The organism is Rhodococcus sp. BH5, from assembly GCF_027583855.1.
Classification (GTDB): Bacteria; Actinomycetota; Actinomycetes; order Mycobacteriales; family Mycobacteriaceae; genus Rhodococcus_F; species Rhodococcus_F qingshengii.
In genome coordinates, this window is record NZ_JAJHVW010000002.1 from 489,579 (window position 1) to 513,380 (window position 23,802).

Sequence of the window (23,802 nt, forward strand, 5' to 3'; positions counted from 1 at the left end):
TTGCGAGTTCAGTCCCGCGACAACGCTGCACAGAATTCACCGGGTTGATCGACATGCAACCGCAACCCACCGATCATGGTGGAGCTAGATCCCTTCGACAGCCGTTTCGGGAGCGTGACCGAGACGGGTCGGTCGAAGCCGACATCCACGACAGTGCCGTCGGGCCCCGGTAGAACCAGGCAGTCGCCGACAATCGAGTTTGCGGTCTCACCGAATCTTCGGACCATGCTCACCCGCGAAATCCGTGATCGGTCCACCTCGACACGAACGCCCGTGCCGGAACGAAACACCACCGTTCGAGCGGACACGAGATGCGGGTGCACGACGCGTCCGGCAAGCCAACCGCCAATCGCAATCAGCGACAACACCGTTGCAACGAGCAGCACGACGCGAAGCCACTGCCACGGCACCAGGAAGTGAATCGCCACGGCCTCGATCACACTCGCCGCGACAAATGCCACCGGTATCGACATGGTCCCCTTCGCGTATCCGAAAGTCGCTGTATCACTGGAACCTCCGTCTCTCCTGCCCGTCGAGAGCAACCACAGTGATCGGATCACGCCGTACCGCCTGACATGAGACGTGTTGCGACGCGCGCAACCACTTCACGTTGCGCTGGATCAGGCACCAGATCCGCGATCGCGACCGAAAGGCCGACACCTGCAGAGTCTCCGTCTGAGCACACGTCGCCGAGCACCCCGGCCAGTGATTCCTCCAACTCGCAGGACAGACACGCGATCTCGTCTGCAACGTCGACTACCTCACGCCCAGCCAATGCAGCGAAACGACGGTACAGATCGACAATTCGATTCCGGTCGCCCTCGTCGGACAGCAATCGTGTAGCCGTGGAGAACAGTTCGTGCGGCGCTGCGCCCGAGATCGCCACCAATTCCCACATGTCGCGTTCGCGCTCGAACAAGCGTCGCACCGAACCCGTGGGGGACGACGCGATCAACTCGTCGAACGCCGACAGCAGCTCCATCGGAAGCGGCGAGACCACCCTCCCAGCACCTCGCGCCGACAGCATTTCCTCGAGGCGCACTCGCTGGTCTGCGAGGACGCGCTGCTTCCGGTCTATCTCCGCGATCAGGGAGGAAAGATCTTCGGCGAAGTCGTCCGGTTCTCGTACATCGATCGGCGTCGGTTCGATCATCGCGGCAATGGATCCGAGTGGAATGCCGGCGGCGGAGAGCCATCGAATGCGCATCAGCCTGACCAGATCGGGAAGTTCGTAAGTTCTGTAACCGTTGGACAGTCGTCTCGGCTCGGCCAGCAACCCCAGTCGGTGATAGTGCCGAACGGTCCGCGGAGTGGTGCCTGCCGCACTGGCCACGTCGCTGATTCGCATACGAACAGCATTAACTATGACGCTACGTCATAGTCAAGGCCCGGCATGTCGGGCCTTGAGACATAAGGCCCTGTTCTTCCGTGAGGAGTTTCGCAGACGAATTTCGCGGGTATTGATCACTTGCGGCGGCGATTTCCAGAGCGAGGGGTCAGCCGCGCAAGGTCTGCCCCCGGCTGTCACTCGCCGGGCGGCGGGCCGCCAAAACCAGCGGGCCGCCAGAAACTATCTGTGCCAGGCGATGATTTCGATGCAAACGACACGACTCGACACCATCCTGATTCTGATCGTCGGGACGGCAATCGGACTGAGCGTCTGGCTGGCTACGCAGGAACCATTCGCGTCGATCGGACTCGGAATCGCAACGGTAGTGATCTGCTGGATCTCTTGCTCGATGATCCATGGCTTCCCACACCGATCGACGAAGGACACGCGTCCGCGCGAGAACCAGGATCGCGAGTCACCGAAACGGCGCTGACGCCGCGTAGGGATGAGGCCAACCGTGGAGGCCCGGACACAGCGAAGTGAGTGGTTCACCTACCGCAGGTGAACCACTCACTTCGGTCAGAGGATCACACCTCGTCAGGTCGCCAGGTCGCGACGGCCCAGATCACAGCGACGTCGAGGGCGATGATCACGATCGACCACAGCGGGTAGTACGGCATCCACAGGAAATTCGCCACGATCGAAAGTGCCGCGATGACGAATGCCATCCCGCGGGCCCACGCCATGCCGACGAACAATCCCAGCGACACCGCTATGCCGATGATTCCGAGCACGATGTGGATCCAACCCCATGTCGTGACATCGAATTCGAAGGTGTAATTGACTCCGACGATCAGCAAATCGTTGTCCGCGAGAGCCGCGATGCCCTGCAGCAACGCGACGATTCCCGCGACGAAGAGCAGGCATGCTGCCGCCACCGTGGTCCCGATGGCAAAGCCTTGTCGGACAGGGTGGTTCGCATGAGATTGGTGCGGAGCAGTCATGACATCCCCTTCTTCGGCGAAATAGCGTGAGAACAGTATTCAAAGGTTCACGCCGCCGGACATCACCCAGCAAGGATGAACAGCCGTCCAGCACTGCAATCAAATTTCATGGGAACATATGTTCGATTTCGGTGTACGGTGGAGTCTATGACCGCCACGATGCAACCGTCTCTGTTCGACAACGGTGACCTGGGCGTCTCTTTGGGCGATCTCGAGGGCACGGTGCAGAGACGTATCCTCACAGCCGGCGCATGGGTCGACCATCGCCCGGCCTGGCTGACCGGATCGGAGGCCGTGTTCGACAATCTGGAAGCTACGGTGCCGTGGCGTTCCGAACGGCGTCAGATGTACGACCGCGTTGTCGACGTCCCTCGTCTGGTGTGTTTCTACGCAGAGAATCAACCACTGCCGGACGCACTTCTCACCGAAGCCAAAGACGCGCTGAGCAGTCACTACTTCGACGAACTCGGCGAACCATTCGCCACGTCGGGTCTCTGTTTCTATCGCGACGGTTCCGACAGCGTTGCCTGGCACGGGGACGATACGGGACGAAGTCGCACCGAGGACACGATGGTGGCCATCCTGTCTCTCGGTGCGGCTCGCCCGCTCCTATTGCGCCCTCGTGGGGGCGGCGAATCCATCCGCTTCAATCTCGGACACGGAGATCTACTCGTCATGGGCGGATCCTGCCAACGCACGTGGGAACACTGTGTCCCGAAGAGTGCGCGGGCCCTCGGGCCGAGAATCAGCGTTCAATTCCGCACTCGCGGAGTTAGATAGCGTCGCGGAGTTCGTCTCGCAGCGCCTTCCGATTGAGCTTGCCGACGGCCGTCTTCGGTATGGATTCTGCGAAAACAACCCGACGCGGCTTCTTGTACGACGCCAGTCGATCGCCGACGTGCGCGACCAATGATGCTTGCAGTACGTCGTTTTCGACGGTCCCGTCCTCGAGTACCACCACAGCCGTGACCGCCTCCACCCACTTGGCGTCGGCGGTACCCACCACGGCGACCTCACGGACAGACGGATGCGTCAGGAGTGCATCCTCAACTTCACGGGGGTAGACGTTGTATCCGCCGCTGATGATCATGTCCGAAGCTCGGTCCTTCAAGAACAAGAATCCTTCGGCGTCGAACTGACCGATGTCACGGGTGTGAACCCAGCCGTCTTCGGTGAAGGTGTCCGCATTCAGTTCCGGCGCATTGAAGTATCCGGCGATCGCCGATGGCGAGCGGATCACGATTTCACCCGGTTCTCCCTGGGGCACTTCGTTTCCCTCACCGTCGAGCAGCCTGATCTCGACGTCGATGGCCGGCTGACCACAGGACAGCAGGCGATCTTCCGTGTGATCTTCGGGCCGTAAGACTGCAATACACAGCGGTGCCTCGGTCTGCCCGTAGTACTGGAGAAAACGGTGTTGCCCCCACGCCTGCATTGCACGTTCGATGGTGGCCAGCGGCATCGGCGACGCACCGTAGATCACGGATTTCAGACTCGAGATGTCTGCGCTCGCAAAATCAGGGCGTTCGAGGAGCATCTGAATCATCGTCGGCACCAGATTGATTGCCGTAGCCCGATGCTCGGTTATCGAGTCCAAGAAGGTCGACGGGTCGAAACCGGGGAGGATGACGGTCTTACCGCCACGTAGCCAGAACGGAAGCACGAAGACACCGCTGGCGTGAATCAGTGATGCTGCGTGCAACATCGTGTCGTCCTGAGTCGCCGGAAGCAGATTGAGCAGAACATTGCGGCAGATTCCGGCGTAGCTGCGCTGAGTGTGCTGCGCGGCCTTCAGCGTTCCCGTGGTCCCGGAAGTGAACAGCGTCAGGATCACGTCGTCGGGATCTACCTCGACGTCCGGAGTGGCCGAAGACATGCCCTGTGCTCGATCCAACAGCGAAAGCTGCCCCTCCGCACCTGTTTCCAGCCCGACGAACATCCGATCCGGGAACCTGGCGGACAGTTCAGCAGCTCGGCCGGCAAGGTCAGTACCGAAAACGACGTGCGAGGTGTCGGTGTCCTCGAGCATTCTCGCGTGCTCGTCGAGCGAGAGACGCGAGTTGAGCGGAACCCTGTTGATGCCGGCTTTGACACACGCAAAATCGACAGGCACGCTGGCAAGAGAGTTGTTGACCAGCAACGCAACCCGTGCGCCACGCCCGATACCGAGCGCGATGAATGTATGCGCCAATCGGCTGCTGAGTTCGTCCACTTCCGTGAACGTCATCGATCGATCGCCGAAAACGACGGCTGTTCGCGATCCGTGCTGTCGCGCACCACGGGCGATCAGGTCTCTGGTTATGGGCATCATGGTTCAGTTTCCTCGTTCGAATTCAGGTTGTTCTCGAACCGGCCGTGCCGGCCGGCGCCCGCGGCGAACGCAGCAGCGCCGCGCACACCCTCAGCGATGACAATGGGATTTCCCGCGACGCCCTCGGCCCGCAGTGCTTCGGCAAGTGGTAGATCAAAAGATCGGTAGGCCGACGCGCGATCCGCGAGCATGCAGAGTTGAGGGAAAGCGGACAACTGGTGCGCAAGTTCCTTGGCTGCCTGGAGTGACTGCCCCACTGGAACAACACGATTGGCCAATCCGAAGGCCAGCGCCTCCGGAGCGTCGACCGGGCGACCGGTCAAGATCATGTCGAGCGCTCGCCCCTGCCCGACGATTCGCGGCAGTCGCACGGTCCCACCATCGATGAGAGGAACTCCCCAGCGCCGGCAGAAGACTCCGAACACGGAATCCTCCTCGCAGATCCTCAGGTCCGCGAGCAATGAAAGCTCGAGCCCTCCTGCAACCGCGTATCCGCTGATGGCGGCGATCAATGGCTTGGACAACACCAACCGACTCGGCCCCATCGGGCCGGTGCCGCCGCCTTCCGGATGCAACTCATGCACGCGGGCGGGGTCGGAGACTGCGGTCAAATCCGCACCGGCACAAAATGTGCCGCCCGCGCCCCACAGAATCGCCACCTTCTGACTCTCGTCCGATTCGAACTCCAGGAAGGCATCACGCAACTGCGCCGCCATCGGCCCGTCCACCGCATTCTTGCGATCAGGGCGATTCATCACGATGACGGTGACGCCACCGTCACGCTCCACATAGACATCGCCACCTGGTCGATCGGAGTCGGTCACGATATTTCCTCACTGCTCGCGGATAAGGTTTCCCGGTACCCACCATGCCACTTGTAACAGAATTTGTCAGGAGTTGTTCAAAAGTTGTTACAAACTGATCGAGGAATGTCCGCAACCCGAGTTGTGCTGGACCTCGCAACAGCGAGCCCGGACACCGAGTTCAGCACCGCTGTGCTGACCCGGGCCGGCGAGATCGTCGGCGTCAGCGCATCGAGCATTCGCGTGGCAGCGGGCCGCCTGTGCCGAGAGAACAAACTGCGTCGTACCGCTCGTGGAACGTACGTCCTCAACCCGGACGGTATCCCCACCTACAGCGAAGTGGAGGGGTGGCGAACTCGTACCGATCGCATACGCCCCTGGGACGGCACCTGGATCGCCGTCGAGCACTCGGGGCTCAAACGAAGCGACCGCACTGCCGCCCGCCGGCACGATCAAGCGCTGCGACTGGCGGGTTACGAGGAGTGGAAGCCCACACTCGCAGTCCGCCCGAACAATCTGCTCGGCGGCACGGACAGCGCCCGCCGCACTCTCCACCGACTCGGCGCCGCCCCCGAATCGGCCGTCATGGAAATCGCTCACCTTGCCCCCGAGGATGATTCGACAATCCGCACACTCTGGAACTCGGAAGCACTGTTGGCCGACATCGCGGAGGCCCGTGAAGCACTCACACAGGCGCAAACACGCCTGGCGACAATCAGTCGCGAGGAGGCGGCCCGCGAATCACTTGCTCTGGGCAGCGCGGTGATCGCGGTCATCGTGCGCAATCCGCTCCTTCCGGAAGAACTCGAACCGACGCAGCCACTGCGTGAACTGATCTCGCACATGCTCGAGTACCAGGACGCATCTCGCGAACTGTGGCAGTCACTGCTCCAGTTCTGATCGATTTCTCCCAGAAGGTAATTCAGTATGTTGCGCGGCCGCCGCTGGCGTCGTACACGGCGCCGGTCGAGTAACTCACCGCCGACGACGACAGCCAGGAGATCAGTTCGGCGATTTCGTCCGCCTTCCCCATCCGTGCCATCGGCGTCAAAGACTGCGAACGGGCGAGGATGGCCGGATCGGTGCCGGCATTCATAGGACTTTCCACGGCCGCCGGAGCTATCGCGTTGACCAGCACACCGGTGGTGGCGACCTCTTTGCCGAGTGATTTCGTCAGCGCGACGACGGCCGCTTTGGACGCGGAATATGCACTCTGATTCGGGTTTCCGTCCTTGGCCGCAATACTTGCGAGGTTGACAACCCTCCCCCACCCCGACGCAACCATCCCCGGCACGAACGCCCGGCACATCAGGAATGTCCCTTCGACGTTGATGCGGAACGTACGCTGCCAAGCCGCGAGGTCGACGTCGACGAGTGGCGCTGATGGTCCTACGATTCCCGCACTGTTGATCAAGATGTCGACTCTGCCGAGCCTGGTTCGAAGCGCATCGACTGCTGTCGGATCACTCACGTCGAGTTGTTCGTCCGCACCCTCGGCAAGATCTGCCGTTACCACCCGAACTCCCTTCTCCGTCAGCAGCTTTGCACTTGCGGCGCCGATTCCGCTCGCACCGCCCGTAACGAGCGCGGTGACACCCTCTGGGTAACCCTGCATCGCATTCACTCCTGAGTTTCTGTGCGCTTCGCACTCAATTTATGTTGCAAACAGGCATAATTGCCGTCACACTGTGTAGAAATTCTGAATATATGGCGTTTGTTGTCAACGTCAAATACCTGGAGGCCTTGCCGATGGAAACCCGCTGGTTGCACGCGTTTGTCGCGGTTGCGGAAGAACTTCACTTCGGGCGGGCCGCATCACGGCTCCAGATGGCCCAGTCGCCGCTCAGCCAGATGATCCGAAAGCTCGAAAAGGACATCGGCGTCAAGTTGTTCGAACGAAGCACTCGCAGCGTCGCACTCACATCCGGCGGACATGCCTTTCTCCCCCACGCCTATCGCGTCATCGAGAACATGGAGACGGCACGACACGCTACGCGCGCGTCGTCGGGAGGCGTCTACGGACGAGTCACAATCGGGTTCACCGGAGTGCTCAACTATCAAGCACTTCCGCCACTGACACGCGCGTTGCGTCAGCGTTATCCGGAAGTCGAACTGACACTCCTCGGCCGGATCATGACGCGCGACGCGGTCATCCAACTCGAGAGCGGCGCCCTCGATCTCGCCTTCGTCGGACTACCCGTGGAATCCGCATCACTGTCTACCCGGCTGATCCGACGGGAGGCATTCGGCGCTGTGCTTCCGATCGACCATCCCCTCGCAGAGAGAGACGCGATCGACCTCCGCGAATTGGCCGACGACGGATTCGTGACCACCCCGCTCTCGGCCGGCTCGGCCCTCCAGGAAACCGCGATGCGCGCCTGCATGAACGCAGACTTCAGGCCTCGCGTCGTCCAGGAGATCACCGATCCGTACATGATCCTGATGCTCGTTGCCGCCGGCGTTGGTGTAGCGCTGATGACGTCCGGCATGGCTGCTATCACCCCACCTGGCAGTGTGTTCGTCCCACTCACCGGCGAGCCGACGTTCATGAATCACGGAATTGCCTGGTCACCGCGGCACATGTCCGATGCGCTCGCCGTCGCATTGGAGACATCCGAGGAAATTCTGCCGACGCCGGAGATTGAGACCAAAAACGTCATTATCTGAGACTCATTTAGTGTTGGACGCGCCATAGTCCTTCGTGGCACTGTCGTCTCAGCCGCCGAAAGGTGAGGGACGTCACCGATGCGTGGTGCATCTCCAAACGTGCCGCCACGGCCGGCCCATCGGGACGAAAGGACTTCACATGGCACCTCCGATCACCTCCACCGGATCCACGAACTCGACCGAGGAACATCCGAATGCGAACGCGCACCGCGCCGCCGTTTCGGGCTTCCTCGGCAGCACCCTCGAGTACTACGACTTCTTCATCTACGGCTCCGCGGCCGCGCTGGTGTTCCCCAAGATCTTCTTCCCCGGCGGCGGATCAACGGCAACCCTGCTCTCGATCAGCACCTTAGGTGTCGCCTACGTCGCCCGCCCGCTCGGCGCGGTGCTGTGGGGTCACCTCGGCGATCGGTACGGACGCAAGAACGCGCTTCTCGCCTGCCTGCTCCTCATGGGTGTTGCGACGGTCATCGTCGGTTGCCTGCCGACCTACGACCAGATCGGCATCGCCGCGCCGATCATTCTCGTCTTGCTTCGCCTACTTCAAGGGCTCTCTGCCGGCGGTGAATCACCCGGATCTTCCGCACTGACGCTCGAACACGCGCCGGATCACCGTCGTTCGTTCTTCACCTCGTTCACCATGAGCGGGATCATGTTCGGCATCGTCGTCTCCAGCCTGGTATTCATCCCAGTGGCGAGCCTGCCCGACGAAGACCTCTACTCGTGGGGTTGGCGAGTTCCCTTCTGGCTCAGCATCATCGTGACCGTCGTCGCGCTGTGGCTACGTCGCGCCCTCGATGAACCCGAGGTATTCGAAGAACTCAAGGAACAGGACGAGACGGCCGGAATTCCCGTCGTCGAGATGTTCCGCTCGCACTGGCGCACTGTGATCCGTATCAGCATGAGCTCGACCTTCGCGATGATCAACACCATCGTCAACGTCTTCGCTCTGGCGTACGCCGTCGAATCCGGCTTCGAACGCTCCACGATGCTGTGGGCAATCGCGACCGCTAATTTTGTTGCCGTACTGACTCAGCCGCTGTTCGGCATCCTCTCGGATCGCTACGGACGCAAGCCCATCTTCGTCGTCGGCGCGATCGGAGCCGGCCTGATGATCTTCGTCTTCTTCCATTCGATCGGAACCCAAAGCGTCCCCATGGTCTTCGCTTCGGGAATCGTCATGATCGGCATCTTCTACGCCATGCCCAACGGCACGTACCCGGCGTACTTCCCGGAGCAGTTCCCCGCGAAGGTCCGATACACCGGAATGGCCGTCAGCCTCATGCTCGGACTCCTTGTTGCCGGCTTCACACCGGCTATCGCTCAGGCGATTTCAGCCGGAGACAAGAGCAACTGGACACCGGTTGCCTGGATGTGCCTGGGCTTCGCCGTCGTCTCCGCCATCGCGGCAATGACCGGACCGGAAACGTACCGCACGCCCACAGCTGAACTGGGCCAACCGAAGCCGAGCCTGCCAACCAAGCAGGACTCGGAGCTCACCAGCAACAACGCTTGACCGGACCGGCCCCTCGCGCTGAATTGCCGCGAGGGGCCGTCCCCACTTATGCAGGAGAATGTCATGACTACCGAATTCACACGTCACCGAATCGGCCTTGTCGGAGCCGGGATCTCGACTTCCCTCTCGCCGGCGCTGCATTCGCACGAAGCATCAGCACTCGGACTCGACGATTACAGCTACGAACTGGTAGACCTCGAGAACCTGACGGTCTCGGTCGAAAAGACCGGCGAGGTGGTGCGGAGCGCCGTCGCAGCCGGCTTCACCGGACTGAACATCACCCATCCGTGCAAGCAGGTTGTCGTGGACGCACTCGACGAACTGTCCGACAATGCCCGACTGCTCGGTGCCGTCAACACGATTGTCGTCCACAACGGCCTTCTGATCGGCCACAACACCGATCACAGTGGATTCCTCACCGCACTGCGACGCGGTTTACCCGACGCCACCTTGGACCGAGTGGTACTCGCAGGCGCTGGCGGGGCGGGTTCCGCCGTGGCGTACGCACTCGCCGCCGCCGGTACGACGGATCTTCGCATCGCAGATATTGATCCCGATCGCGCTGCCGATGTGTGTTCTCGCGTCGCCTCGGCCTTTCCTGTCACGCGCACAACGGCTTTGGCGATCGATGAGATCGCCGTCAACCTGACGACGTGCGACGGCGTCGTCAACGCATCTCCGATCGGCATGGTGGGTCACCCCGGAACTCCCTTCGACCCTGCGGCGTTGCATTCCGGATTGTGGGTCGCTGACATCGTTTATCGACCGATGCGCACCGAATTGCTCGACGCTGCAGCTACTCTCGGATGCGCAGTTCTCGACGGTGGGCAGATGCTGGTGGCTCAAGCCTCTGACACCTTCACACTCCTGACTGGTGTCGAAGCCGATACGGATCGCATGCGCAGCCATCTGAGCGAGCTGCTCTCCGAGACGGCATGCGCATGAGCACAACCGAACACCTACTTTCTCGCGAAGTACCAGGAGCACTGATGAATGTGACTGCGCCGTTCGCCGAACCTCTCGACATGGGCAGCGTCCGCCTCCGGAACGGGTTCGTGTCCGCCCCGATGGAACGCAACTACTGCGAAGTCGACGGCACTATGACGGACGAGTACATCGCGTACCTCGCTCGCCGCGCCGAAGGTGGTGCTGCACTGATCTTCACCGAAGCAAGCTACGTGCGCGCCGACGGCAAGGGTCGCATCCGGCAGATGGGCGTCGACGTCGACGAACGGATTCCCGGCATCAAGAAGATGGCCGACGCGATCCACGCTCACGGCGCCCTCGTCGGAGTCGAACTCAACCACGGTGGACGTACGGCGCAAGGTTCTGTCAGCGGGTTTGTTCCCGTTGCCCCGACACCGATTCCGTGTTTGGTTGTCGGCGGCGAGATGCCAGAACAACTCGACGGCGACGACATCGAGCACATCATCGAATGTTTCGGTGAAGCCGCGGCACGCTGCCAGCAGGCCGGCGTCGACGTCATCTCCCTGCACGGTGGCCACGGGTATCTGATCCACCAGTTCCTCTCCCCTGCTTACAATCACCGCGACGACGAGTGGGCCGACCCCACCTTGTTCGTCAACAAGGTCATCGCCTCCGTCCACGAGCACGCACCGGGAATCACTCTGGGACTCCGATTCTCAGCCTTCGAAGGCATCGACGGCGGACTCGACGCCGAGATGACTCGCGCTCGCATCGGCGCCATCGACACCGACCGACTCGATTTCCTCGACGTCTCGGCCGGCAACTACGAAGCGGGACAGTGGATCATCCAGCCCGGTGAATGGTCGCGCGGTCTCCTCGCGCCGTACTCCGAGCAGTACCAGCGCGACTTCGACATCCCGGTGGGAGTGGCCGGACGCATCACGTCGCCGGAGATCGCTGCGCGGATCATCGAATCCGGGCAGGCGAACTTCGTCAGCATGGCTCGTACGCTGCACGCAGATCCGGACTTCCCGAATCGTGCCATCGACGGTGGCCGGTACCGCCCTTGCATTGCCTGCAACTACTGCATCGACAGCCTGGCCGCCGGCCCCATTCCCTGCTCCGTCAACCCGTGGGTCGGCCGCGAATTGGATCAGCCTACAAAGCCGGCTGATGCCACCGTGCGGGTCGCCGTCATCGGTGCCGGGCCGTCGGGAATGGCCGCTGCCCGCGACCTCGCACTTGCCGGTCACCGCGTCGACCTGTACGACGAGCGACCCAGCCTCGGTGGCGACTTCGCTCTGGCATCGAAGCTTCACGAGTATCCCGAATATGGACGGATCGTGGACTGGTACGCCGCGGAACTGGCTGAACTCGGGGTCCACTGCCACACCTCGACCCGGGTAGATGCTGCTTTGCTCTCCGGTGTCGATTTCGACGCCATAGTTCTTGCCGCCGGCGGCGTCGGCCCCGTGGTCGATCTCCCCGGAGCAGCAACCCGTACCGTTCGCGACGTCCGCGAATTCCTCGTCTCCGGCGATCCAGCTCCTGCCGCTGTCACCATCTTCGGCGCCGACCGTGAGGCTGCGGCCGTCGCCGACGATCTCCTTCAGAAGGGCACCCAGGTCGTGATGATCGGCCCGCAGGAAACCATCGCGCACGACGTCGGACGCCGCGGAAAGATCGTGCTGCTGCCGCGCCTGGCTGCAAGTGAGAACCTCACGACCTACCTCAGCTCGATCGTCACCACAGTCGCCGCTGACCGCGTCACGATTTCGACGGCCGGTGTGCTGAGCGAGGTCGATGCTCCGGGCGAACTGCTGATCTCGCAAGGCGTCGAGCCGCGTTCGGAACTTCTTGCCGAACTCCGTTCACTGGCACCACGACTCGGAGTACATACCGTCGGCGACGCGAGCGGTGACGGCGGGTCCATCCATGCCGCACTCGTGACCGCAGCCGACGTTGCCGTCGCGATCACCGCCGCCGCTGCGGCACGTCAGGAGGTTCACGCATGACCACACAGGCAGCCACACCCGTGGCAACTGCATTGCCGCCCATTGGACTCGGAACCTGGCCCCTGGTCGGTACCGACGCCACGAACTCGGTTCTCTCCGGCATCGAGGCCGGGTACCGCCTCATCGACACCGCCGCGATCTACGGCAACGAGGGCGCCGTCGGTGTGGCGCTGGCGGAATCAGGTGTGCCGCGAGAAGAACTGTTCGTCACCACCAAACTTCGTGGCAACGACCAGGTTTCCGGCGACATTCGGGGCGCCCTCGAGCAGAGTCTGGAACTACTGGGACTCGACCAGCTGGATCTGTTCCTGATCCACTGGCCACTCCCGCGAATCGATCGCTATGTCGCGTCGTTCGAGTCGATGCTGGCCTGCCGCGACGCCGGACTGGTTCGGTACGTGGGTGTGTCGAACTTCCTGGAGCTCCACCTGCGCCGCGTCGTCGCCGAAACCGGCGAGGCACCGGCAGTCAACCAGATTCAGATGGACCCGTCGCTCGCTCGGATCCCGGTTCGCCGCGCAAACGACGAACTTGGCATCTTCACTCAGTCGTGGAGTCCGCTCGGCCGGGGTGACGTGCTCGACAACGCCGTTGTGAGCGAGATCGCCGGTCGAATCGGTTGCACACCAGCTCAAGTGGTCCTCGCTTGGCACGTCGCGCAGGGTGTGGTTCCGGTCGCGCGATCAGCGAACCCGACGCGTCAGGCCGAGAACCTGGCAGCACTCGACGTCACCCTCACCAGCGAGGACATCGAAGCACTGAACAGTCTCGACCGCGGCGAATCTGCGGCGCGGGACGTCGAAGCAGAGGAACATTTCTGATGACGTTGAAAGTCGGAATCGTCGGCTGCGGCAAGATCGCCGGCAACCATGCCCGCGCGCTGCAACAAGTCCCCGGTGTCGAGGTGATCGGCTGCTGCGATCCCGATCTCGGACGCGCCCAGGAGTTCGCGGCAGCGCACGGCATTCCCGCAGCCGTGAGTTCAGTGGAGCAACTTCTCGCCCTCGGACTCGACGCCTGCACCGTTTGCACGCCGCACCCGGTACATGAAGAGGTAGTCGTGGCCGCTGCCGAAGCGGGTGTACATGTTTTGTGCGAGAAGCCCATCGCAGTCGATGTTGCTGCCGCCGACCGCATGATCGAGGCCGCCGACCGCGCCGGTATCACGTTCGGGGTGCTCTTCCAACGCCGATTCTGGCCGGCAGCACGTCGGATCCGCGACGCCATCGACGACGGGCGGATCGGACTACCCATGCTCGGTGAGGCGTCGGTGATCCTGCACCGCCCGTCTAGTTACTACTCGGCCGATGCGTGGCGCGGACGCTGGGACACCGACGGCGGTGGCGTGCTCATGACACAGGCCGTGCACCAGATCGACATGCTGGCCTGGTTCATGGGCGAGGCCGTCTCGGTCAGCGGCTTCATCCGCACCCACACCCACGGTGAGCACATCGAGACCGAAGACAGCGCGTCAGCTGTGATCTCCTTTGCCTCGGGCGGCACCGCCACCGTCACCGCGACTACCGGTGCCAATCACAATCTGGGTAACCGCGTGACGGTGATCGGGCGCACCGGCGCCATTGCCAGCGTCCTCGAATTTCCTGAAGGGCACGAGGGTGTCAACGAAATCTGGACGGTGCCGGGCGAAGTGGAGTTCCGGTCGCCGTACTCCGCCGACATCGACGCCAATCTCGATGTGGGAGCGGTCAATGCGGCACTGACCGACTTCCACACCCTGCAGGTTCAGGACTTCGCCGACGCGGTCCTGACCGGGCGCGAACCCGCCGTCACCGGTCGAGACGCGCGCGCGTCACTTGCCATCATCGCCGCAATCTACGAATCGTCACGAACGGGCAAGGTTGTCGAGCTGACATCGACACCGACCCTCGCAACAACTGCCAAGGAGCAGAAATGAGTAGCAGTACCCCCCTCACCTACGACGTGGTTGTCGTGGGCTCCGGCGCAGGCGGGCTTTCCACAGCAATTGCCGCAGCACATGGCGGCGCGTCGGTACTCGTTGTCGAGAAGGCCGACACCTGCGGCGGCGCAACGGCCTGGTCGGGCGGGTGGATGTGGACCCCACGCAACATGTTTGCCATCGCCGACGGGGTTGTCGAGGATCGTTCGGCGCCGCGGACGTATCTGGAAAACCGACTCGGCGACAACTTCGACGCCGCCAAGGTCGATGCACTCCTCGACGGCGCCCCGGAGATGGTCGAGTTCTTCGAACGCACGACTGCTCTGAAGTTCGTGCCCGGAGCCAAGATCGCCGATATTCACGGTGACACACCGGGCGCCGGCACGGGTCACCGTTCCGTCGGACCGAAACCGGTGAGTCTGCGAAAGCTCGGACCAGATGTCGCGGCGCTACTGCGTCGGCAGCTGTACGAAACGTCGTTCCTCGGTATGGGCATCATGGCCGGGCCCGACCTGCAGGCTTTCCTGCACTCGACCCGCTCACCAAAAGCCTTTGTGCACTGTGGTGTTCGGGTGACTAAGCACATGTTCGATCTCGCCACCAAGCGTCGTGGCCAGCAACTCGTCAACGGCACCGCGCTTGTCGGCATGATGCTGCGCTCGGCACTCGATCTGGGCGTCGAGTTTCGGGTGAAGACGTCCGCGACCGCGTTGCAGACCGATGACGACGGCCGCGTTGTCGGCGTCCGCCTCGAAGGTCCGGATGGCGCGTACTCGGTAACTGCCACGCGCGGCGTCGTACTAGCCACCGGCGGCTTCGCCCAGGACATCGACCGCCGACGTGAACTGTTCCCCCGTACCCCCACCGGAAACGAGCACTGGTCACTCACTCCGAAGACAACCACCGGCGACGGCATCACCCTCGGCGAATCCGTGGGCGGCCGACTCGACCGCACCCTCGCCTCCCCCGTCGCGTACTGCCCCGTCTCCATCGTTCGCTACCGCAACGGCAAGGAAGGTGTGTTCCCGCACATCCTCGATCGCGGAAAGCCCGGTGTCATCGGAGTTCTCGCGAACGGCAAGCGGTTTGTCAACGAAGCACTCGGCTATCACGACTACACACTCGCGATGGTCGAGCAGGTTCCCGAGGGCGAAGAGGTGTGCTCGTGGTTGATTGCCGATCAACAGTATGTGCGATACCTCCCGCTGGGCATGGCGAAGCCCTTGCCGATCCCGATCCAGCCGTACCTGCGCTCGGGGTACCTCACGCGTGGGCGCACTCTTCGGGACTTGGCCGAGAAGATCGGCGTCGACCCCGTGCAGTTGGAGAAAACCGTCGCAGCTTTCAATATCGGGGCCGTGGCCGGTGAAGACCCCGAGTTCGGTCGCGGTACAACACCGTTCAACCGAGGTTCCGGAGATGCTTCCAATCCGTGGCCGAACCCGTCGCTCGCGCCCTTGCAGAAGGGCCCGTACTACGCGGTGAAAGTCGTGCCAGGGAGTTTCGGCACCTTCGCCGGACTGGTCACGGACTCGTCGTCGCATGTGCTCGACGACAACGACCGCCCCATCGAGGGGTTGCTCGCCGTCGGCGTCGATCAGGCGAGCGTGATGGGCGGGCACTACCCGTCCGGGGGCATCAACCTCGGACCGGCCATGACATTCGGTTACCTGGCCGGCCGGGAACTGGCCGGAGCCGAGACAGTTGGAGCGCACGCATGACACTCTCACTCGGACTGGCAGCCCTCACAGTGCTCGACACCGCACCGATGCAGCACGTCGACTTAGCTGAAAAGCACGGCTTCGACACCATCGGTATCCGTCTGATGCCCGCGGCACCAGGTACGACGGCCTACCCTCTGCACGAGGACAAGCAGTCGTTGGACGAACTGGTGCGTCGACTGGGCGATTCACCGGTCGAGGTATTCGACCTCGAAATCATCCGTCTTGCAGCCGACTTCGACCCCACCGACTACGCTCCGCTGCTCGAAGCCGGAGCACAGCTCGGAGCCAAAGCCGTTCTGGTGGGCGGCGACGACCGCGACCGCGCTCGGCTCACGGACTCCTATGCCCGCCTCGCTGAACTGTGCGCGAACTACGGCATCGTCGCTTCCCTCGAGTTCATGCCGTGGACTGCGGTGCCCGATGCACGTGCGGCCATCGAGATCGTCTCGGCGGCAGACGGTCCGGCTCGTAGTGTCCTGGTCGACGCATTGCACACCGACCGCTCGGCGACAACGCTCGAGGATCTTGCGTCCATCCCGCGCGAGTGGTTGCACTACGCCCAGATGTGCGACGGTTCGACCCCCGCTCCCACTGGGGACGCAGAGCTGATCCGTCAGGCCCGCGAGGAGCGTCTGGTGCCCGGCACCGGCGGCATAGCCCTGGCCGACATCTGGTCGACTTTGCCTGCCGGACTGCCGGTCAGCATCGAACTGCCCAACGAGCCACTGCGCCGCGCCGTCGGCACCGACGCCTGGCTGGAGCACCTGGTCGAGGCCACGCGAGAAGTGTTGGCCTAGCGGCCCTGTGCGTCTTTTTGGTAGTTGGCGCTACCAAAAAGGCGCACGGGGGCGTCAGCCCCTCCGAGCCGCAACGGCCTGCGCCAGACGATCCAACTGCGCTGCGGTGGTGGACCAGTCGATGCACGCGTCGGTGATCGACTGGCCGTAGGTGAGCTCGTCCGCCTTGCCCAAGGTCAGGTCCTGACGGCCGGCCTCGATGAAACTCTCCAACATGACGCCGGCGATTCCCTGCTCGCCCTCGGTCAGACGTCGGGCAATGTCGTCGAGCACGATGACCTGACGCTCATGGTCCTTGCTGCTGTTACCGTGGCTCGCGTCGATGACCACGCGCTCGGGCAGGTTCGACTTACGCAGGCGGGCAAGGGTGTCCGCGACTGTCTCGGCATCGTAGTTCGGTCCGTCGCTACCGCCACGAAGAATGACATGGCAGTCGGGGTTGCCCGCGGTACGGATCAAGGCAGCCTGGCCGTCGAGGTCCGTTCCGGGGAACACGTGGCTCGCTGCCGCGGCGCGGGTGCCGTCGACGGCTACCTGCACGTCACCTTCGGTGGAGTTCTTGATACCGACGGGCATGGACAGCGCGCTGCACAGCTGACGGTGAACCTGACTGGCGGCGGTCCGGGCGCCGATCGCACCGTAGCTGACCAGGTCGGCAATGTACTGAGGCATGATCGGATCAAGGAACTCGCAGCCGACAGGCAGGCCCAGGCTCGACACGTCGAGAAGCAACTTGCGGCCGATACCGAGCCCGGTGTTGATGTCGAACGTGCCGTCGAGGTGGGGGTCGTTGAGCAGGCCCTTCCACCCGAGTGTGGTGCGCGGCTTTTCGAAGTAGACGCGCATGACGATGTGCAGATCGTCCCGCAGTTCTTCGGCCTTGGCGGCCAACCGGCGGGCGTAGTCCATCGCCGCTTCCGGATCGTGCACAGAGCACGGACCGACTACGACGATCAAACGATCGTCGTCACCGTTGAGGATGTTGATGGTGTCGGCCCGACCGGTGCGCACAGTGGCGGCCGCGACCTCGTCCGGAGCGTGCTGAGCACGAACAGTCGCCGGTGACACGAGCGGACTGATACTCACAGTGCGCTGATCGTCGAGGCTGTCCGAAGCTGCGGTGGTATCGATGGTGACAGTCATGGGGTTTTCGGTTTCCTGTTCTCAGGCCGACCCCAGAGATGAAGAGAAACTCCAGCGAGCCGGTCTGTAGTCCGGCTCTTGGGTGGAGGTTGTCAGCGCGTGGTTACGCCGGCAGGCCCACCCGGGGCCGGCCTGCTAAACCAGAAATAGACGCGCTGCATGTCGGCCACGATACCTCGAGTTCGGATCAGATGGGCGCGCCCCTCCACAACGAGCCGAATCCGAGGGGAGAGTCCCGTGGCACGAGCCCGTGACGAATGGCCAAATCCGCTGAGCGATTGGCGCTTTCGAGCAAGGCTGCGGCTACGGAATTCGAATACGTTGGTCAGGCACCTGCCAATGCCCGGAACATCAGATGGAGCTGCGCCTTCTCATGCCTGTGATCGAATCGACCGAAACCTTCCACCCGACGGTGTCCCCTTTTGCGACCGATACCCCCTTGCAGTCGACAAGAGATGTGGACGGCGAGTTCACCCGTCTGATCGATTCCTTGACACGACGCGGATTCCTGGCCGGTGCGGCGGCGCTCGGTGCACTAGGCGCACTCTCTGCATGTTCGAGCGAATCCAGCGGCACCGAAGCCTCCGACGAGTGGGTCGACATCGTCGTCGCGGACCAGGCCTACCGCCTGCCGCGGGCCCCCAAGCGTGTCGTGGTGCTCGAAGCTCGAGGCGCCCTCGATTTTGCACTACTTGCCGAGTACCCGATCGTCGCGACCAATTGGGATCCGAAGTCTCAACTCATGCGCCAGGTACCCGCCGGCGCGGCTCGCCTCGGTGGGACGAACAACGAACCGAATGCCGAATCGATACTGAGCCACGACCCCGATCTTTTGGTCGTCGGGAAAGGCTGGTGGAATTACTACCAGGACAAGGGCCTGCTCGGCACTGACATCGCACCGGTGCTCGTCGTCGACGAGGGCACGACGGGCTCGTCGTGGAAGCAGGCCATGACCGCGCAGTTCACGGCTCTCGATCGCCGCGAAGTCGCCGAACGCGTCATCGCCCGATACAACGCCGAACTTGCACAAGCGCGGGCCAAGATCGGTGGTCTCCTCGAAGGCAAGTCGATTGCGATCGCCGGCGCAGACAGCGGTCAGATCTGGCTGCAGAACAACACGTTCGCCGTCTCGGTTGCGCAGGACCTCGGCTTGAACGTCTTGACCGACGCTGCCCATGCCGCACCTGATCGGAGGGATTCGACTTTCTACAGCCTCGAGGAGCTTGCGATCTTCGACCAGGCCGACTTCGTCTTGCTACAGAACCCCGACGCTGTGGAAGCCGAGTCGCCCACGTGGAAACGAGTCCGCGCTGTCCAGGACGGCCATGTCGGGCATCTGCGATATGACCTCAACAACGGCCTCGCTCTGACTGCGATGGCCCTGGCCGCTGACATCGCCGAGCAGGTACAGGTCATGCGCTGACGTCTTCGGGATCGCCTTCCGAATCAGAAATCGACCGGATTCTCTGTCATACGAACAGTCGATACTGACTCACTCGGAAACGGATTATGTTGTCACCTGCCCGTGCTCTTCGCACGTCAGAGGGTGTTTCTCCGAACGCCCTGTTTCTCCGAACGCTAGGTGACCAATGACGCAGAACCCGTACTACGGCCAGCAACAACCGGTCGGCCCTCCGCCGGACAACAATCTGGTCTGGGCGATTCTCGTGACAGTGTTCTGCTGCCTCCCGCTCGGCATCGTCTCGATCGTCAAATCAAGCCAGGTCAACACTTTGTGGGCGCAAGGTCAGTTCGACGCTGCGCGAAAATCAGCTGACGATGCCAAGAAGTTCGCCTTGTGGTCAGTCGGCGCAGGTGTTGCCGTCGCTGTTCTGTACTTCCTTTTTGTCGTCGTCCTTGCCGGATCGAGTTCCCTGTGACCGCCGACGCCGACCGGCGACACTGATCGACGGCCAAACACCGAACTGCAATGACACCGAATTGTGGTGACACCGAGAACGATGACATATCACGACTCGCCGCACTGAAGGCGCCAGCGGCAGTTGCGTTCACGGCAATTGCGCTGTGCGCCTTCATCTCCTGGAGTGACCCCACCACACCTGGTGGGGTCATTCCCGTTTGTCCGACCAAAGCGCTGTTCAACGTCAATTGTCCCGGTTGCGGTAGCACTCGGATGGTGTACAGCCTCATCCACGGCGATTTCGGTGCAGCGATGCGTTTCAATGCGTTTGGCCTCGTGATGCTGCTTGCACTGGCGTTCACGTACGTCTCGTGGACGACCGCCCGCACCCGTGGAAGACCCGTCGTGCTCTGGCATCAGTTGCGCTGGTCACCGGCTGTGATCTTGACACTCGTGTTGATCTGGACGACGGTCCGCATAGCCCCGATCCCGATATTTGCCGGTCTCCGCGTCTAGGCCGGATCTCCTCACGCGTCCAAACGGAATACACCTCGCACCTGGCGTACGCCGTTGATCTGCACCTCGACGGCATGTTCGCCGGCGTAGTACTTCCGGGTGCTGATCGGTTTGAAGGAATGCCTCTTCGCGATACGGGCCGGCACCCCGGGTTCCAGCGTTCGTGTTGTCAGTTTGAAGACCTTGGGCGTCGTGGTCCCGTTGGCCTTCACGTGGTGGACGATGTAATCGATCACGACGGTGACGGACTCGCTGCCATTGTTCGTGACGGCGAAGTCGAAGGTGAGTTCTCCACCCGCATCAACTGTTTCGCGGTCGATGACGAACCCCTCGACCACGACGTCGGTGGGCGGCGAGAACCCCAAGAGGGACAGAGCATCTGGATCGCCGGCCTTGATCAACGTCCGCAATGCATGTTTGACGATTTTCAGTGTGTTGGCATCCGGTGTCTGCAGCCAACGCTTCGCAGTCGATACTGCGAGCGCAGCGTCAGCACGACTGAGATCGTTGAGATGGTTTGCGACCGAACGTCGTACATAATCCGAATCATCCCGATACAGCTCGTCGAGAATGACGATTGTCGACTCGGGACGCGCCGTCAATTCTTTCACTCGTCTTCCCCAGGGCAAACGAGTACGAGTGCCTTCGGTCGCCAAGCGCCGGACGTGTTCGTCTTCATGGCCGGTCCAGGTGAGTGCGATCGCCAGCGAACGGTCAAGGTTCGTTTCGAGAAATGTGCGAATTGCGAATTCGGCCGTCAGACGCGACGTCAACTCGGCAAGCAGAGCCATTCCCTCGTCGAAATCCGACTCGGAGCCACTTCGTGTCGCCGTGACGGCGACGGCTTCGGTCACCGGCCAGATCATCCAACCGGTGAAGGTCTCTTCTGAAAGCGCACGGCGGATGATCTCGGCGAAGGCCGGAAGATCCTGAGGCAGTTCGGCAGTCATCGCGTCCCGCACAACGCGCGTACGTTCGCCGAGACTCATACCGTCGAATTCGGATGTACTACCCCGAACGAGGGCGAGGCGTGTGTGACCGGAGGCTCGCTCTAGACAGCCTGCCAGATCGGCGACGACGGATTTCCCGAGCAGTTCGTCAGCGGTGGGCATCAGGGGCACACCGTGAGAGCGGAAATCCGATCACCGTCGAGAGTGAAATGGTGATGTAACTGGACGGGGCTTCCGGGAAAATCACCCTCGACCTTCACCGACACGACAACGGCCGAGCCTGGGGTGTTGACCGACTCGATCTTCTGGGTGAAGGTGAACGCCGTCGACACGGCGGACTTCCACGCCACGATTTCTTCGATCCCGACATACGTCCGGCCGTCGTCACGAACCACTGCGTCTTCGGTGAAAACGCCGCGGACGTCGCCGCCGTCGAAATACGCGCGCGCTGCGCCTGGCACCTTCGCTGAGTCGATCATTCGCGAAGAGTACTGCTGGGGTCCGACAGGTTCGGCGAACTCACTGCCCGAGCAGACGCCGCCAACTGAATCTCCATCAACAGCCTGGCCGACGGCTCGGAGAGGTCGGTATCCGTGATCTCCTCGACCCTCTTGATCCGATACCTGAGGGTGTTCGGGTGAATCCGAAGCTGCTCGGATGCACGTCGGACATCGCCCGAATGTGCGAGGTAAACGGAGATGCTTTCGCGCATGTTCGACCCGTTGCGTCTGTCGTAGACGTCCAGGGCGTCGACTCTCGGATCGTGCAGTTGCTCGTCGGCCGCAATGGTGTCCATGATTTCGCCCAGCAGCACCGGTGTGCGCGAGTCCGCGAGGGTGGTCACACGAACATCCCCCGACGTTCCGTCCAAGACCCGATCCACTTCGGCCCGAGCCTGGGCCACCTCCGCAAGCGTCGAAACCGGCGACGAGACCGCGGCCCGTAGCCCCGAAGGCGACACCTTGTCCAAACGCGCGACAACTTCGCGGGTCCACGAGACTGTGGATTTCACGGATTGGGTTCGCGGAAACAGCACATAGATCCGGGTGCCGACGGCACTCACCAGCGATTCACGCTGAAAGGCGCTGGCGTGCAGTCGCAAAGACGACACGAGTTCGCCCGAAGACGGCAGCCCACCGTTTCCGATACTCGCCACTCCGACCACCATCGCCGGTCCGGACATCGGGATGGTCAACGAGGCGGCGAGCGAAGGAACGTCGACACCGCCGCCGCGAACCCCGAGCAACCGCTGAATCTGTATCGCCTCGTTACTCGGCGCGTCTCGGATGCGCGAAATCAGCCGAGCAGCAACGGCCGCGGCACCGCGGAGCACGCTGTCGGCATCGCCGGCAATGGGAACCGGGCCTTCCTGCACCCAGATCGTGCCGAGAAGATCAGAGCTGAAACCGCTCTCCCCCTTGACATTGTCGGATATTCTCCGAATCGGAACCACCAACCGTCGCCTGATCGCAAGGTCGTCGTGAGCGGGCACCTCCACTACGTCGTCGCTTCGCCGCAGGCTCTCGAAGACGCCCCACTCCTGTAGCTTTCGGAGGTATTCGCGAGGTCCTTCGCGGCCGAGGATTGATTGCCGACGTAGCTCGTCCGCAGCATCTCCCGATGCCGAATAGGCCAAGACGTGGGAATGCTCGTCCTCGATGCTGACCATCCCCCGCGTGATTGCGGCGACGTTCTGCGCCAGCTCGAACAAGTCTGTGTCACTACCGAATACGATGTCGTCCGAATCCTGTCGGGACACCGAATGATCGAGCACGCCCCGGATGGTCGTGAACAATCGATCCCAACGAGCATCCGGATGGACCGCTATCAAGGCGATCCCGGCGCGCTGTGCCGCCGCACGCACCGACGTGTCCGAGGCCTCCTTCGACATGACGGCCCGAGGCGCTGATCCCTTCTGATCGAGGCGGTTCAGCCAGGCCGCCAATTCGGCTGCGCCGATACCGACAGCGAGCCAGAGCTCAGAGGATTCGACGGCCGCGGTTCTGGGGCGCGTGAGGTCCCCGACCTCTGCGAACACCACGGAGTCGACGAAGACGTCATCACCTGACGGCGCGAGGACGAGCTCGACAAAAGCTCCGCCCAGCGCCCGAAGGACCGCGTCGAGCCTGACCCCACGGATAGACACGTACCACCCACTCTCCGGACCGTCGCAACGCCTCAACTTCGAGAATAGTGCATTTTCCTGCGAAAACGGTTCAGCCGATCGGACAAACACGGACACCGATGTTTGGCCGCTCAGCGGATTACTCGCCGACGTCTTTCGACTTGACTGGTTCACGACACGACAACTGCCCACTCC

The 23,802-nt window shown here is 62.5% G+C and carries 24 protein-coding genes; 14 read left to right on the forward strand and 10 right to left on the reverse strand.

What is annotated here, in order from left to right; genetic code table 11:
• Positions 1 to 8: 8 nt before the first annotated feature.
• Positions 9 to 473: a hypothetical protein gene (locus tag RhoBH5_RS08650; protein ID WP_270008160.1), complete on the reverse strand. Its 465-nt coding sequence runs from the start codon at positions 471 to 473 to the stop codon at positions 9 to 11.
• A gap of 83 nt (positions 474 to 556) precedes the next feature.
• Entirely contained in the window at positions 557 to 1,348 is a 792-nt protein-coding gene (locus tag RhoBH5_RS08655) for a MerR family transcriptional regulator (RefSeq protein ID WP_270008161.1), read from the reverse strand.
• Between the two features lie 247 nt (positions 1,349 to 1,595).
• On the opposite strand from RhoBH5_RS08655, the gene RhoBH5_RS08660 reads away from it, so the two are divergent.
• Entirely contained in the window at positions 1,596 to 1,823 is a 228-nt protein-coding gene (locus RhoBH5_RS08660) for a hypothetical protein (protein ID WP_270008162.1), read from the forward strand.
• A 94-nt stretch (positions 1,824 to 1,917) separates the two neighbouring features.
• Here the strand turns inward: RhoBH5_RS08660 and RhoBH5_RS08665 are convergent, their stop codons facing one another.
• Positions 1,918 to 2,334, reverse strand: a complete 417-nt coding sequence (locus RhoBH5_RS08665) for a DUF7144 family membrane protein (RefSeq protein WP_007733561.1) — start codon at positions 2,332 to 2,334, stop codon at positions 1,918 to 1,920.
• Between the two features lie 147 nt (positions 2,335 to 2,481).
• Here RhoBH5_RS08665 and RhoBH5_RS08670 point away from each other — a divergent pair, with 147 nt between their 5' ends.
• Positions 2,482 to 3,114 (forward strand): alpha-ketoglutarate-dependent dioxygenase AlkB, encoded by a 633-nt coding sequence (locus tag RhoBH5_RS08670; protein ID WP_007733562.1) that lies wholly within the window; start codon positions 2,482 to 2,484, stop codon positions 3,112 to 3,114.
• On the opposite strand, the gene RhoBH5_RS08675 is transcribed toward RhoBH5_RS08670, so the two are convergent.
• A complete protein-coding gene (locus tag RhoBH5_RS08675) occupies positions 3,107 to 4,645 on the reverse strand; it encodes an AMP-binding protein (RefSeq protein WP_270008163.1) in 1,539 nt (512 codons plus the stop codon). The genes RhoBH5_RS08670 and RhoBH5_RS08675 overlap by 8 nt on opposite strands.
• The gene (locus tag RhoBH5_RS08680) at positions 4,642 to 5,469 is read right to left on the reverse strand and encodes a crotonase/enoyl-CoA hydratase family protein (RefSeq protein WP_118603306.1); all 828 of its coding nucleotides are present in this window, start codon (positions 5,467 to 5,469) and stop codon (positions 4,642 to 4,644) included. Before RhoBH5_RS08680 ends, RhoBH5_RS08675 begins: the two co-directional genes overlap by 4 nt.
• 105 nt (positions 5,470 to 5,574) lie before the next feature.
• Between RhoBH5_RS08680 and RhoBH5_RS08685 the strand changes: the two genes are divergently transcribed.
• Positions 5,575 to 6,348, forward strand: a complete 774-nt coding sequence (locus tag RhoBH5_RS08685) for a hypothetical protein (RefSeq protein ID WP_042921741.1) — start codon at positions 5,575 to 5,577, stop codon at positions 6,346 to 6,348.
• Between the two features lie 22 nt (positions 6,349 to 6,370).
• On the opposite strand, the gene RhoBH5_RS08690 is transcribed toward RhoBH5_RS08685, so the two are convergent.
• On the reverse strand, positions 6,371 to 7,063 hold the full coding sequence (locus tag RhoBH5_RS08690; RefSeq protein WP_042921794.1) for an SDR family NAD(P)-dependent oxidoreductase: 693 nt from the start codon (positions 7,061 to 7,063) through the stop codon (positions 6,371 to 6,373).
• A gap of 134 nt (positions 7,064 to 7,197) precedes the next feature.
• On the opposite strand from RhoBH5_RS08690, the gene RhoBH5_RS08695 reads away from it, so the two are divergent.
• The 8 genes from RhoBH5_RS08695 to RhoBH5_RS08730 all read left to right on the forward strand — a co-directional run bounded on the left by RhoBH5_RS08695 (position 7,198) and on the right by RhoBH5_RS08730 (position 17,012).
• A complete protein-coding gene (locus RhoBH5_RS08695) occupies positions 7,198 to 8,115 on the forward strand; it encodes a LysR family transcriptional regulator (protein WP_050654836.1) in 918 nt (305 codons plus the stop codon).
• A 139-nt stretch (positions 8,116 to 8,254) separates the two neighbouring features.
• Positions 8,255 to 9,631 (forward strand): MFS transporter, encoded by a 1,377-nt coding sequence (locus RhoBH5_RS08700; RefSeq protein WP_270008164.1) that lies wholly within the window; start codon positions 8,255 to 8,257, stop codon positions 9,629 to 9,631.
• Positions 9,632 to 9,694: 63 nt separating this feature from the next.
• Positions 9,695 to 10,576: a shikimate dehydrogenase gene (locus RhoBH5_RS08705; protein WP_054827174.1), complete on the forward strand. Its 882-nt coding sequence runs from the start codon at positions 9,695 to 9,697 to the stop codon at positions 10,574 to 10,576.
• Positions 10,577 to 10,620: 44 nt separating this feature from the next.
• Entirely contained in the window at positions 10,621 to 12,573 is a 1,953-nt protein-coding gene (locus tag RhoBH5_RS08710) for an oxidoreductase (protein WP_270008165.1), read from the forward strand.
• Positions 12,570 to 13,394 carry an aldo/keto reductase gene (locus tag RhoBH5_RS08715; protein ID WP_030535323.1) on the forward strand — a complete coding sequence of 275 codons (825 nt, stop codon included), beginning with the start codon at positions 12,570 to 12,572 and terminating at the stop codon, positions 13,392 to 13,394. Before RhoBH5_RS08710 ends, RhoBH5_RS08715 begins: the two co-directional genes overlap by 4 nt.
• Positions 13,394 to 14,488 (forward strand): Gfo/Idh/MocA family protein, encoded by a 1,095-nt coding sequence (locus tag RhoBH5_RS08720; RefSeq protein WP_007733574.1) that lies wholly within the window; start codon positions 13,394 to 13,396, stop codon positions 14,486 to 14,488. Before RhoBH5_RS08715 ends, RhoBH5_RS08720 begins: the two co-directional genes overlap by 1 nt.
• Entirely contained in the window at positions 14,485 to 16,212 is a 1,728-nt protein-coding gene (locus tag RhoBH5_RS08725) for an FAD-dependent oxidoreductase (protein ID WP_007733576.1), read from the forward strand. Before RhoBH5_RS08720 ends, RhoBH5_RS08725 begins: the two co-directional genes overlap by 4 nt.
• Entirely contained in the window at positions 16,209 to 17,012 is an 804-nt protein-coding gene (locus tag RhoBH5_RS08730; RefSeq protein WP_007733578.1) for a sugar phosphate isomerase/epimerase family protein, read from the forward strand. Before RhoBH5_RS08725 ends, RhoBH5_RS08730 begins: the two co-directional genes overlap by 4 nt.
• Before the next feature lie 54 nt (positions 17,013 to 17,066).
• On the opposite strand, the gene RhoBH5_RS08735 is transcribed toward RhoBH5_RS08730, so the two are convergent.
• A complete protein-coding gene (locus RhoBH5_RS08735; protein ID WP_003940571.1) occupies positions 17,067 to 18,155 on the reverse strand; it encodes a 3-deoxy-7-phosphoheptulonate synthase in 1,089 nt (362 codons plus the stop codon).
• 373 nt (positions 18,156 to 18,528) lie between these two features.
• On the opposite strand from RhoBH5_RS08735, the gene RhoBH5_RS08740 reads away from it, so the two are divergent.
• From RhoBH5_RS08740 to RhoBH5_RS08750, 3 genes are all read left to right on the forward strand, one after another.
• The gene (locus tag RhoBH5_RS08740; RefSeq protein ID WP_270008166.1) at positions 18,529 to 19,578 is read left to right on the forward strand and encodes an ABC transporter substrate-binding protein; all 1,050 of its coding nucleotides are present in this window, start codon (positions 18,529 to 18,531) and stop codon (positions 19,576 to 19,578) included.
• Between the two features lie 166 nt (positions 19,579 to 19,744).
• The gene (locus RhoBH5_RS08745) at positions 19,745 to 20,035 is read left to right on the forward strand and encodes a CD225/dispanin family protein (RefSeq protein ID WP_003940575.1); all 291 of its coding nucleotides are present in this window, start codon (positions 19,745 to 19,747) and stop codon (positions 20,033 to 20,035) included.
• Positions 20,036 to 20,085: 50 nt separating this feature from the next.
• Positions 20,086 to 20,532 (forward strand): DUF2752 domain-containing protein, encoded by a 447-nt coding sequence (locus tag RhoBH5_RS08750; protein WP_003940294.1) that lies wholly within the window; start codon positions 20,086 to 20,088, stop codon positions 20,530 to 20,532.
• A gap of 11 nt (positions 20,533 to 20,543) precedes the next feature.
• On the opposite strand, the gene RhoBH5_RS08755 is transcribed toward RhoBH5_RS08750, so the two are convergent.
• Genes RhoBH5_RS08755 through RhoBH5_RS08765 form a run of 3 tightly spaced genes read right to left on the reverse strand, consistent with a single transcriptional unit; the run spans position 20,544 to position 23,628 of the window.
• On the reverse strand, positions 20,544 to 21,644 hold the full coding sequence (locus tag RhoBH5_RS08755) for a DNA alkylation repair protein (protein ID WP_270008167.1): 1,101 nt from the start codon (positions 21,642 to 21,644) through the stop codon (positions 20,544 to 20,546).
• Entirely contained in the window at positions 21,644 to 21,961 is a 318-nt protein-coding gene (locus RhoBH5_RS08760; protein ID WP_007733586.1) for a nuclear transport factor 2 family protein, read from the reverse strand. The genes RhoBH5_RS08755 and RhoBH5_RS08760 overlap by 1 nt, the downstream gene beginning before the upstream one ends.
• Positions 21,958 to 23,628 (reverse strand): PucR family transcriptional regulator, encoded by a 1,671-nt coding sequence (locus RhoBH5_RS08765; RefSeq protein ID WP_047270998.1) that lies wholly within the window; start codon positions 23,626 to 23,628, stop codon positions 21,958 to 21,960. The genes RhoBH5_RS08760 and RhoBH5_RS08765 overlap by 4 nt, the downstream gene beginning before the upstream one ends.
• Positions 23,629 to 23,802: the final 174 nt, after the last annotated feature.